Genomic DNA, 12,012 nt, shown 5'->3' with positions numbered 1-12,012 from the left:
AACATTTTAATTGACAGTTGGGGGAAAAGAAGGTATTTTTACATCATTAAAAAACAGGGGGAAATATGTTTAATAAAAAAGTATGTTTGATTATCAGCATTGGGCTGCTAATATCTTCAATTAGTAGTTTGGCAACTGCCCAACAGTCGAATTCTGTTATGACATGGGGCTCGAATCAATACGGACAACTTGGAAACGAATCAGGCTTCAGCAGGGAATATGCCGATACCGTTGAAGGAACATCAGACGCCGTTTCAATTTCAGGCGGCGGAATGCATTGCCTCGTTGCCTTATCAAATGGAACTATAAAAGCATGGGGAACTAATTCGTCAGGACAAGTAGGTAATGGAACGACTTATGATGCGTTGTCTCCGGATTCGGTAGTCGGTATAAATAATGCAGTAAAAGTAGATGCCGGCTTTATATATAGTCTTGCTTTATTGTCGGATAGTACGGTAAAAGCTTGGGGATGCAATAGTTCAGGACAATTGGGAAATGGTACAACTACCGACACATCACTCCCTGTTTTAGTAAACAATTTAAATAATGTTATCGCAATTGCTGCAGGTGGCGCCCATAGTCTGGCTTTATTGTCGGATGGAACAATAAAAGCATGGGGCGATAATACCTACGGACAGCTTGGACAGGGAACTATAGATAGCGCCGGAATAGATACACCGGTTACGGTTTTAGGGATAAATAATGCAATTGCCATTGCTGCCGGAGATGGCCACAGTCTTGCTCTATTAGCGGATAGCACTATAAGAGCATGGGGCTGGAACGGCGGAGGACAATTAGGAATCGGGACAACTCAGGATACAAGTTTGCCAGCTGCGGTTTTAGGAATAACAAATGCGGTAAAAATTGCCGCCGGTGTTTACCATAGCTTTGCTATTTTAACGGATGGGACAATAAAAGCGTGGGGAGATAATACTCATGGACAGCTTGGAATTGGAGCTGGATTCGTAACTGTCGATACGGCAATAAGTGTAGTTGGCATAAACAATGCGTTAAAAGTTGACGGTGCTTGGCATCATAGCCTTGCTCTGCTGTCGGACGGCACAATGAAGGCTTGGGGGACCAATGACTTTGGACAACTTGGAGATGATGGACTTGCCAGCAGGGATACTCCCGTCGTTGTCGTCAGAGTGCAAAATGGAATAGAAATTTCTGCCGGTGATGAACATAGTATGGCGCTTGGAATAATGAATTCTGTTGAAGAAAAAAATGTGGTTTGTAAAGGTATAGGAGTATCTCTTGTGAATTCTATGGTTAATAATAATATAGAACTTTTAACGACTACGAGACAAAAATTGGATTATAAAGTTTTTGATGTGTGCGGAAGAGTTATGTTGAGCGGGAATAATATGACAGTAAAGGGAAAACTAAATATAAACGCATCTCAATTGAAACAAGGAGTATATTTTATTGACGTTAAAACACTAACCGGCAATATACAGTTTAAACTGGTAAAGGTCTTGTAGAAAATTGTTGGCAATAACATAATAAAATGTTGGATAAATTGGGATGTCAGGTGTTATTTGATTTTACGGATATTATTGATGCCGTTGAATTTGTTAGAGAAAAAGGCTTTAAATGCGTAGAAATTAACCAAACAAATCCCGCGTTTTTTCCCGAAAAATATTCTCCCCAACAGAGAAAAAAGCTTAAAGATAGTAATTTTCCGATTCTCTTTCATGCACCGGAATCATTGTCTTTGTTCAATTTGCATAAAAATGTTTTGAATGAGATATTGGCAAGAATTTATGAAGTTATAGATTTTGCAGGTGAAATAGGAGCGAAAGGTGTTACTTTGCATCTTGGAACGGCTTTTACCATTAGTATAGATGGAAAGGCTGTCCCTATCCAGGGTATATTGACTTCCGAATACAAAAATACGCTGGAGTATGCATTAAAACAGTTAATAGAGTATGCAAAGGGAAAAGTTAAATTATGTATTGAAAATACCGTAAGCTTCAGATATGATATTTCACAACAGTTATTAAAAGAACTGTTAGCTGAAAACTTGTGGTTGACATGGGACCTTGGACATACAAACAGAAAAGGGAATAAAATTATAGATGAAAAATTCTTCGGCGAGTTTGTTAATAAAGTAAATACGGTTCATATTCATGACAATAACGGGATAGAAGATGAACATAAAGTTCCAGGAACGGGGATATTAGATTTTGAACGTTATTTTAAGATATTAAAACCTGTGAAGCCATATCTTATATTGGAAGTAAGACCAATAAATAAAGCGATGGAAGCGTTAGAAAGCATAACTCCTATATTGAAGAAAATTTAAAATATATAAAAATGTATAAAAAGTGGTTGACAAAATTGAATTTTGATAACACTCAATTAGTAGGTTATATTATAGTTAGAGTTATAAAGTGAGGGGGGGAAATGTTAATTTGGTTATTGATATTAAGTACACAATTACACGAACAAACGGACTGGATGGGGGGGGATGGATTAAAAGGTCCCATAACTGATTGGGGCACAAGGTATTATACCGGTGATAGTATTGCTACGGCAACGGAAGGACAGGCATCTCTTATGGCAACATCATGGGATTATACCAGTACCGGTTGGTTAAGGCATAATATAGATACCACATTAAATCTACTAAATGACCACACGCAGGGGTTTATGCCTGCAAATATAAATGGGGATGCTCTTATGGATGTTATTGGTTTTGCTAGAGATACTGTTTGGTGGTACCAGAATGACGGTAATTGGAATTTTACAAAAAAGAAGGTTGGGGCGGCAGCAGCAAGTAATAAACAGACCCCATGTACTTGGGCGGTGGATATGAATGGGGATAAGCTTTCGGATATCCTTATAGCAACGCCTACGATTGGAATCGGATGGTTTGAAAATCAAAGCAATGGTAATACATGGGTATATCATAATATAAGCAATGCTACCGGATATCATAGAGTTTCTGCAGTTGATGTTGATCGGGATGATGATATGGATGTAATTGCGGTGGATAATGCTCGTAGTGTGTGGAGAGGAAATATAGTTTTATTTCGTAGAAATGGTGCGATGTTTAGTAAGGAAGCGGTCAAAACATTTGATATGTGGGACCCTGATCAGGCATGGCGTGTGTATACTGCGGATTTTAATAACGATAAATATCCTGATATTTATGCCGTTGGAGGTCATACATACATATTCTTGAATAAAGGATCAAGTGGCCCGGGTCAATTTATTACTCCGTTTAGCTACTGGTGCCCGGATATGGCAGGCAATGTAAATGTTGACTGGGATGGTGGATGGGCGGCAGATATTAATATGGATGGCTGGATGGACATTGTAACTGCTAACCAACAGGATAATGTTGCAGGACATCCTTACGGATTTTATGGACATATAAATAATGGAACAGGTTCGGGATATTCGGTTGCTTTGTTAGATTCAACTCCGGGAGGAGAATACACTGATGGTTCTATGGCAGCAGATTTAGATTTAGATGGTTTGCCAGATATAACAGGGTCATATCGTAAAGTAGGATGGCTTAGGCAAGGACCCGCAGGAATGTTTCAACAATATGCAATAGATACTGTAGATACTGTGAAACCTATCGTTAATAACCAGTCACATTGGGTTTATGCAGCAAAATTAGGTGCCGAATGTATACCGAGTATGGATTTGTTGGTTACAAATAGAGGGGCGCATATAATTTATGAAAATAATATGCTTAAGGGGTTTGCGGATATCGGAAGTCTTGAGTCTTCGATATTAAAACTTGGAACAGTAGGTTCTCCCTATACGAAATTATTGTATTTTGGGTGGGATGCATGTGTCCCGGATTCTACTACGCTTAAATTGTATTGGAGGACTACTACTGATACCATAGGCGACAGCATACTTTCTAAGGCATGGAACGGACCGTATTATACGGTGAGTAGCGCTGAAAGTATTGCATTGCCGGCAGTCCCTTGCCCGAAATATTTCCAGTATAAAGTTGAGTTCTTGCCAACAGTTAATGATTCTGAAATAGCGGCTTTATATAGGGTATGGATGAGAGATACAAGTTGTCCTTTCGGAATACAGGAACCCCAACAACTTACGGAAAATAAGACTGTTATAAGAATTATAGGTGAAAATAAAATCCTGCTTTCTGCCGGTAAAAAAATAAATAATGCAGAATTATCTATTTACAATAGTGCAGGACAAAAAGTTAGTGTGTTGTATAAAGGACTGATGGATGTTAGAGAATATACTTTTATACCTAGACTTAAAGCTAAAGGGGTATATCTTATAATCTTATCCAGCAAAAACAATCACGATCAACAGGTAATTACAGCTACAAAATTAGTTAAATACAACTAATAGAAATTGAGTTAATTTTGGACTTTTGGAGTTTTTACATAAGTAGTAAGCGCCAATCCTGTTATTGTCCAGAAGAGTAATCCAAGTTGGAAATAATTTAAGATAGTTTGAGTGATTCCATGTAATAGCATTCCAATAACCGCAAATGTATATGCAGAAACCTCGTTATTTATTTTTAATAAGGGTATAGTAACTCGTAAAAATAGTCCTATAAGTAGTAAAAATGATGTTATTCCTAATATTCCCGATTCGCATAAGTAGTTAATATAAAGATTATGCATATCAGGATGAACCGTCTTCTCTCCTTCTCCGTATTTATCGGTTATTTCTTGTGAAGTTGCAAGTCCATAACCAGTCAAGGGGTAAGATTTCATTAATTTGGGGACAATTTTCCCCCATGTATAGGGTCTAATATTTAAACTATTTGAGGAAGTAAAAGAGTTTTTAACAAGAGCTTTAAAATCTTTTTTTATAAATCCCATAAAAATGAGTGGTATAAAGAGAAAAGGTAATCCTAATTTCCAATTTTTCATTATAAGAATAATGGGGATAAGCATTGCGATTATTATTATGCCTGTTACGCATTTAGATAGTATCAAACAAATAATACCTGCTATTGTAGATATGCCTATGAATATTTTTACTTTTATGGGTATTTTTGATAGAAAAGAAACAAAAGACAACAAGATAACAGGGATAAGGTACTCTGCTAATCTATTTGAGTTATCAAAAGTCGACCCAATCCCCCACTTATCTGTATGTATCGTGAAACTGAACCATGATGTTTTTATATGGAAGTTTAGTTTTGTAAAGTATTGAATAATACCAAAAATGGAAACGATTAACATTGATAAGGCAAATATTTGCAAAATTTTATTTCTGTCTTCTTTTTGATGGGCCATCATAATAAAAGTCAGAATATAAAATGAGAATAAGATATATCCCCCAATGCTTTGTGGCTTATCATGCGAAAAAATGACGGATAATAACATTGCAAAAACAAAGCTTAATAAGGAAAATTTTAGAATGCCGGGCGGGAGTATATTCTTGAATTTTGTTTTAATCCCCCATGAAATCAGGGCAATAAGTAAAGAAAGGTATGCTAGGGCATTAATAATGGGGAGAAATAGGATAAACATAAATATTCCCCATTTTATTGTATTATCAAGTTTGTTATTCATAACGTATTTCCCGAAAGTCAGATGATTTCTTTATTATATAAGGGCTATAGCATTATAATGTCAACTAATTTAAATTATGAACTTATTCGTATCAGGGAAACAAGTATATAGTTGACAATTTGAAATATTTTTAGCAATATCTACATATGAAATTTTTGATAATATTTATACTGAGTTTACTCGTTAATACTATTATATTTGCTCTTATAGCTAAAAAATGTGAATTCAGGCTAAGAATTAGTATTATAATAATTATATTAAACGCTATATTAACGGGGATAAGCGTAAGTTTAATTGCGCCTGTGGGTATTGCTAAAACAATTTTGTTTGAATGTTTATTTTCCTGTATATTTATCGCTCTGATAGCAGTGTATAGATTTTACAGAGACCCCGAAAGGACAACCCCTGACGTGCAAAATGCAATACTCTCGCCCGCAGACGGTTTTGTACGATATATAAAATATAATGCAAATGAGACAATTATCGGAATTACTTTAACTTATCTGGATGTTCATATAAACAGAAGCCCGATTTCAGGCATAATAAAAGATATAAAACAGGTTGGCGAAGGGTTTTTGTCTCTAAAATATGAAAAAGGAATAAAAGAAAATAGACAGGTGAAAATGACGATAGATAACGGAATATTTCAAATAGGTCTTACTCTGGTTGCTTCAAGACTGGTAAGAAAAATTCTTGTGTGGGTAAAAGAAGGACAGAAAGTGAAGCAAGGAGATAGAATAGGTAAAATTGTATTTGGTAGCCAGACGGATATTATAATACCAAAATTACCTGAACTCAAAATAAAAGTAAAAGAGAAAGAACAGGTATATGCTGGACTGAGTACATTGGCAGAGTATAAAACAGTTTAATGAAGGATTTTTTAGTTGACTAAAAAAGGATTTCAGGATAAAGAGTATAAGTTAGGATAATTATTATGATGAATTTTATTATAGGGCTTATAACCGGTGTTGTTATTGTTTTTATAATTAACTGGTTCTATAAAAAGGATGCAAAGAAGGTAGCCAATGAGCTTCTTTCATCTACCGAAACTCAAAACAAACAGGATTTAGAAACTATAATAAGCAGGATTAAAGATTCTTTCGGGGAACTTTCGTTCCAGGCTTTATCAAAAAGCACGAGTGAGTTTTTGAAACTTGCAAACGAGACTCTTTCAAAACAAACACAGACCGGTGAAAAAGCACTTGAAGGGAAAAAAGAATTGATAGACCAGAATTTAAAGAATATGAAAGACACTTTGCAGAAAGTTCAGGAGATGATAACTAATTTTGAAAAAGACAGGGAAAATAAGTTTGGGGAACTTTCCACCCAGTTAAAACTTACTGCTGAACAAACAGGGAAACTACAGGAAACAACTCATCAATTACGAAGCGCATTGGCAAGTACAAAATCGCGTGGACAATGGGGTGAGCGTATGGCTGAAGACGTATTGAGGTTGTTTGGATTTATTGAAGGTATTAATTACCTAAAGCAAAAAGCATTAGAAACAGTGAGTAAACGACCTGACTATACTTTCTTATTGCCACAGGGACTTAAAGTAAATATGGATGTTAAATTCCCTCTGGATAATTATCTCCATTACCTTGAAGAAGAAGGAGAAACAGATAAAGAAAGATATAAAAGTCAGTTCCTGAAGGATGTTAAAAATAGAGTCAAAGAAGTTACGACAAGAGATTACATAAATCCGGCAGAAAATACGGTTGATTATGTGATAGTGTTTATTCCCAATGAACAGGTTTATGCTTTTATAAATCAAAACGATAGTTCTATCCTGGATGAGGCGCTAAGAAATAAAGTAATTCTTTGCTCGCCCGTTACATTATACGCAATACTTGCAGTAATTAGACAGGCAGTAGATAATTTTAATTTAGAAAAGACATCGGCACAGATTCTTTCATTGTTAGGAGCATTTTACAAGCAGTGGAGTGCTTTTTTAGAATCATTGGACAAAATGGGCAAAAGAATTGAAGAAGCGCAAAGAGAATTTAATAATTTGACTACAACTCGCAGAAATCAACTTGAAAAGCCACTTAGACAGATTGAAGATATCAGAAGACAGAAAGGGATTGCCGAAACTCCGATACTTGAAGTTAATGTTGAAAATATAGAAGAGGTTGTTTCCCAGAAAGTACAAAATCAGTTGTTTAATTAATTATGAAACCACAAGAATTACGAAAAAATTTTATTTCTTTCTTTGAAGAAAGAGAACATAAGATTGTTCCATCTTCTTCTCTTTTACCGGGGGATGACCCGACTTTGCTTTTTACTGCCGCAGGTATGGTCCAATTCAAGAAACTATGGAGTGCTGAAGTTGCTCTTCCTTACACACGAGCTGTTAGCATACAGAAATGTTTAAGGACAAGTGATTTGGAAAAAGTAGGCAAATACCCGAGGTATACTACGTTCTTTGAAATGTTAGGAAATTTTTCATTCGGAGATTATTTTAAGCAAGAGGCTATAAAATGGGCATGGGAATTTCTTACAGAAATTGTAAAACTTCCTAAAGATAAACTTTATGTAAGTGTATTTAAGGGAGATTACGGACTTAAGGAAGATACGGAAGCTTCTGATATATGGAAAAATGATATAGGTCTGGAGGAATCAAGAATATATAAATTGGGCAAAGAAGATAATTTCTGGACTCCGGTTGGTGGAAGAGGAGCTTGTGGCCCTTGCTCTGAAATTTATTATGATACCGGAAAAGAAATCGGATGCGGCAAGCCGGATTGCGGTCCCGGATGTTCTTGCAACAGATTTATGGAAATATGGAATCTTGTTTTCCCTCAATATGATTCCCAGACGGATGGTTCCTTAAAATCGCTTAAAAATAGGGGAATAGATACAGGAATGGGATTTGAAAGATTATTGCTTGTTATGGAAGGGAAGAAATCAATATTTGAACTTGAAACTTTTACTCCTATTATCGAAGAAGCATCAAAAATTTGTAATGTAAAATATGAACAAAATAAAACCGCGTTTAATATAATTGCTGACCATATAAGAACATTGACTTTCGCTATAGTAGAAGGAATTTATCCTTCTAATATAGGACGCGGATACGTTTTAAGACATATTTTGCGTCGCGCGCAGGGACGTGCGTACGAAATGGGTATAAAACAGGCTTTTATGTATAAACTTGTGTCTACAGTCGCAGATTTGATGAAGGAACAATACCCGGAACTGGTTGCAAGACGCGAAATCATAGCTGTGATAGTTAAGTCCGAGGAAGAAAGCTTTTTAAAAACGCTGGAACAAGGAACAATGGTATTTAATAATATTATGAAAGAACTTGAAACCGATGAAATATCGGGAGATGCGATATTTAAACTGTATGACACTTATGGTTTCCCACCCGATTTAACTTATGAACTTTCAGAAAGAGAAGGGAAAAAAGCCGACAAAGAAGGATTTCAAAAACTTATGGAATCTTCGAAAGAAAAGGCAAGAGCCGTTTCAAAATTTGAAGATGTTAAAGGTAAAATAGAATATTTTTCACTTGGAAAAACTGATAAAAAAAGTGAATTTATTGGTTATGATACTACTCAAGCAGATGCAACAGTTATATTTGAAAAAGGAAAAAGATGGCTTGTGCTTGATAAAACTCCATTTTATGCTGAAAGTGGCGGACAAGTTGGTGATAAAGGGAAAATATTTAATAATGACTTTGAATTTAATGTAGAAGATACACAAATTATAGAAGGAGAAAGAGTTCATATTGGAAAATTTAAGAAAGAAGCAAATAAAGAAATAATCAATGAAAAAGTTAAATGCGAGATAGATAGCCCATGGCGAAAAGCATTGGAGTGTAATCATACCGCAACTCATCTTCTTCACAGTGCATTAAGGAAAGTTTTAGGAGATTGGGTTCATCAGGAAGGAAGTCTTGTAGAGGCAGAGCGACTAAGGTTTGATTTTACTCATTTCAGTCACCTTGAAACATCAGAAATTGAAAAAATAGAAGATATAGTAAATGACTGGATTGAAGAGAATATAAAAGTTGAGATTTCGGAAATTCCTATGGAAGAAGCTATAAAAAAAGGGGCAATGGCAATTTTTACGGAGAAATATGGTGATGTGGTAAGAATGGTGAAAATTGGAGATATATCCAATGAACTTTGTGGGGGAACTCATTTGAGAAATACTTCTGAGATGAGAGCTTTTAAAATTGTTTCTGAAGGGAGTATTCATACAGGAGTAAGACGTATAGAGGCAATTACAGGGAAATATGCTATTGAATGGTTCAATAAGTGCGATAAGGCAATAAAAGAATTTTCTACAGAACTTGGAGTTAAAATTGAACAGGTAATGCCTAAAATAGTAGAATTAATGGCTGTGGAAAAGGAATTAAGAAGTAAACTAGTTCAAATTGAGCGTAATGGAATATTAGCTCTTGTGCCTGAGATTCTTGAAAATAAAAAGACAATAAATAATATAGATATAATAGTTTATGGTGTGCCTGCTGCTGAAGTTAATGTATTACGTGATTTAGCCGATAAATTAAGAAGCCATAAGAATACAGTAGGTGTTATTGGTGCAATAACTAATGAAAAGCCGCTTTTTATTATTTTTGTGTCAGATGATTTAATTACAAAGTTGAATGCCGGTAAAATTGCTGTTGCGATAGGTAAATTATCTGGCGGTGGGGGAGGGGGCAAGAATACAATTGCTCAATCTGGTGGTAAAGCAGGAGTAAATTTAGACGAGATTTTTAATAAAGTTCCGGAGATAGTTCAGGGATTTCTATCTTAGAGCGTATAGCCGATATTAAAGAACCATTGTTGTTCTTTATCATTTCCCGAGTCTAACAGTTTTCTTCCGTAATCTATTCGAATAGGTCCAATTGGTGTGCGGTATCGTAATCCTATTCCCAATCCAAATTTTATATTTGTTATAGCTATGTTTTTGCTCTCTTGCCATACATTACCCATATCCATAAAATAAGCGATTTCAAAATTTTTTATTGTGGGTATTCTATATTCCAGATTTAATAATCCCAGCCAATTTTCGCCATATTTTGTATCTATTATGTTTTGATATCCACGGATTGCGTCAGTTCCACCTAGTAAAAATTTAGATTCTTCAGGAGAGATACCAGTTATGCCACCAAATTTTATTCTACTAACTACTGTTGTTGCATAAAATGGTGCATAGTAGGTAAAATCAGCCAGAAACTTTTGAAATGAAAAATCTCCGCCTAAGAATTCACCGGCATATTCATAAGATATTGCGCTTAAAGCTCCGTGTCTTGGGTAGAATACATCTGACCTACTATCCCAGCTTAGGGATAAAGTTAAAGAATTTGCACGGTTTTTATCTCCTATTACAGTTCCTTCCTCATGTATTATTTCGTAATTATAAATAATAAAAGATTGTAAAAATTTACCAATATATTTTCCCAATCTTCCCTGGATTCCGATGTAATAATTAAAGGTGCTATCTTCCCTGTTGGCATTGAATTCATAATAGGGGGCAGCTTGAGCCTTAAAAGAACTATTAATAAAATACGGCTCGGAGTAAAGGATGTCTAGTCTGCCATTCTGGAGTTCATTTAAATTAATAGGGTTAATTTCGTAATTGAATTTGGCTTCTATTTTTTGTCCGTTCCCCCATAGGTTCATATGTCCCCATCCTAATTCAAACCATGTTCTTATTGCCGGATTGTTATACAAACCACCTCCACTGCTTACCCATCGTCGTTTTTTTTCTTCCAGAATAAAAATAACATTGAGTGTGTCGGGAGTTTCTCCCGTCTGATGTGCTCTTTCAAGGGCGGGAAGTTCAAATTTAACAGATTCAAATAATTCAGTGCCATAAATTTTTGCCTGTGATTCATATAATTTAGTAGGAGAATATAGCTCTCCTTTTTTAAATGTGAGTTCACGTTCAATTATTTGTCTGCGAGTTTTTGTTTTCCCCCTGAATGTTAAATCCCCAAATCTTGCAATGTGGTATTCATTAATCTTAAAACAAACTATAACATTGAAAGAATCACAGAGTATAAGAGAATCATTTATTTCTGCATAAGCATAGCCTTTTTGAGAATAGAAATCTGCAAGGGTGTATTTTGCTAAAATAATAGCTTCTTCGTTCATAAGAGTATTTGCTCGTAGTTTAGAAAGATTCTTTAATTGTTCAGTGGAAAAATTTTTATTTCCTTCAAATATAATATCTTTAATAGTGGTCCCTTTGCCTTCATCCAGAGATATCTTGCAATTTATCTGTTTCCTTTTTATGTTTACGGTAGTTTCAAATTTTTTAATTTTTACTTGTTTAAATCCTTTACTTTTGTAAAAATTGACAAGCCTTTTTTCATCCATTTTTGCCTGAAATTCATCATATGGGCGGCCCTTAGAAGTATGTATAATGGTTTTTAATTTTTTCGGTGAAATTGATTTGCATCCATCGAATTTTATACTTTTTACTATAAATTCCGGTGGTGTAGATAATAACAAGAACATTAAACACAGCA

Annotated in this window: 8 protein-coding genes; 6 read left to right on the top strand and 2 right to left on the bottom strand. The window is 35.1% G+C overall.

The genetic code is table 11. The features are described 5' to 3' along the window. Positions 1–65: 65 nt before the first annotated feature. The 3 genes from WC614_03910 (at position 66) to WC614_03900 (ending at position 4,344) form a co-directional block, all read left to right on the top strand. Complete coding sequence (locus tag WC614_03910) at positions 66–1,484, top strand: T9SS type A sorting domain-containing protein (protein ID MFA5032144.1); 1,419 nt, start codon at positions 66–68, stop codon at positions 1,482–1,484. Between the two features lie 26 nt (positions 1,485–1,510). Beyond that, the gene (locus tag WC614_03905) at positions 1,511–2,308 is read left to right on the top strand and encodes a sugar phosphate isomerase/epimerase (protein MFA5032143.1); all 798 of its coding nucleotides are present in this window, start codon (positions 1,511–1,513) and stop codon (positions 2,306–2,308) included. Between the two features lie 101 nt (positions 2,309–2,409). Beyond that, positions 2,410–4,344, top strand: a complete 1,935-nt coding sequence (locus WC614_03900) for a VCBS repeat-containing protein (protein ID MFA5032142.1) — start codon at positions 2,410–2,412, stop codon at positions 4,342–4,344. A gap of 11 nt (positions 4,345–4,355) precedes the next feature. Here WC614_03900 and WC614_03895 read toward each other — a convergent pair whose 3' ends face one another. Then, a complete protein-coding gene (locus tag WC614_03895; protein ID MFA5032141.1) occupies positions 4,356–5,525 on the bottom strand; it encodes an O-antigen ligase family protein in 1,170 nt (389 codons plus the stop codon). A 146-nt stretch (positions 5,526–5,671) separates the two neighbouring features. On the opposite strand from WC614_03895, the gene WC614_03890 reads away from it, so the two are divergent. From WC614_03890 to alaS, 3 genes are all read left to right on the top strand, one after another. Further along, on the top strand, positions 5,672–6,394 hold the full coding sequence (locus WC614_03890; protein MFA5032140.1) for a phosphatidylserine decarboxylase: 723 nt from the start codon (positions 5,672–5,674) through the stop codon (positions 6,392–6,394). A 65-nt stretch (positions 6,395–6,459) separates the two neighbouring features. After that, the gene (rmuC, locus tag WC614_03885) at positions 6,460–7,695 is read left to right on the top strand and encodes a DNA recombination protein RmuC (GenBank protein ID MFA5032139.1); all 1,236 of its coding nucleotides are present in this window, start codon (positions 6,460–6,462) and stop codon (positions 7,693–7,695) included. A 2-nt stretch (positions 7,696–7,697) separates the two neighbouring features. After that, positions 7,698–10,292, top strand: coding sequence for an alanine--tRNA ligase (alaS, locus tag WC614_03880; GenBank protein ID MFA5032138.1), 2,595 nt, complete (start codon positions 7,698–7,700; stop codon positions 10,290–10,292). Here the strand turns inward: alaS and WC614_03875 are convergent. Beyond that, positions 10,289–12,001, bottom strand: coding sequence for a BamA/TamA family outer membrane protein (locus tag WC614_03875; GenBank protein ID MFA5032137.1), 1,713 nt, complete (start codon positions 11,999–12,001; stop codon positions 10,289–10,291). The genes alaS and WC614_03875 overlap by 4 nt on opposite strands. Positions 12,002–12,012: the final 11 nt, after the last annotated feature.

The organism is bacterium (genome assembly GCA_041649255.1).
Taxonomy (GTDB): domain Bacteria; phylum Hydrothermota; class UBA3073; order JACQXS01; family JAQTXJ01; genus JAQTXJ01.
The sequence above is the reverse complement of the archived record's forward strand: the minus strand, read 5'-3'. Positions and strand labels throughout refer to the sequence as shown.

What these genes read in the sequence shown, in the direction of transcription:
- WC614_03905 (MFA5032143.1), top strand. Translation starts at nt 1,511, where the DNA reads ATGTTGGATAAATTGGGATGTCAGGTGTTATTTGATTTTACGGATATT.
- WC614_03875 (MFA5032137.1), bottom strand. Translation starts at nt 12,001, where the DNA reads ATGTTCTTGTTATTATCTACACCACCGGAATTTATAGTAAAAAGTATA.
- WC614_03910 (MFA5032144.1), top strand. Translation starts at nt 66, where the DNA reads ATGTTTAATAAAAAAGTATGTTTGATTATCAGCATTGGGCTGCTAATA.
- alaS (MFA5032138.1), top strand. Translation starts at nt 7,698, where the DNA reads ATGAAACCACAAGAATTACGAAAAAATTTTATTTCTTTCTTTGAAGAA.
- WC614_03900 (MFA5032142.1), top strand. Translation starts at nt 2,410, where the DNA reads ATGTTAATTTGGTTATTGATATTAAGTACACAATTACACGAACAAACG.
- rmuC (MFA5032139.1), top strand. Translation starts at nt 6,460, where the DNA reads ATGATGAATTTTATTATAGGGCTTATAACCGGTGTTGTTATTGTTTTT.
- WC614_03890 (MFA5032140.1), top strand. Translation starts at nt 5,672, where the DNA reads ATGAAATTTTTGATAATATTTATACTGAGTTTACTCGTTAATACTATT.
- WC614_03895 (MFA5032141.1), bottom strand. Translation starts at nt 5,525, where the DNA reads ATGAATAACAAACTTGATAATACAATAAAATGGGGAATATTTATGTTT.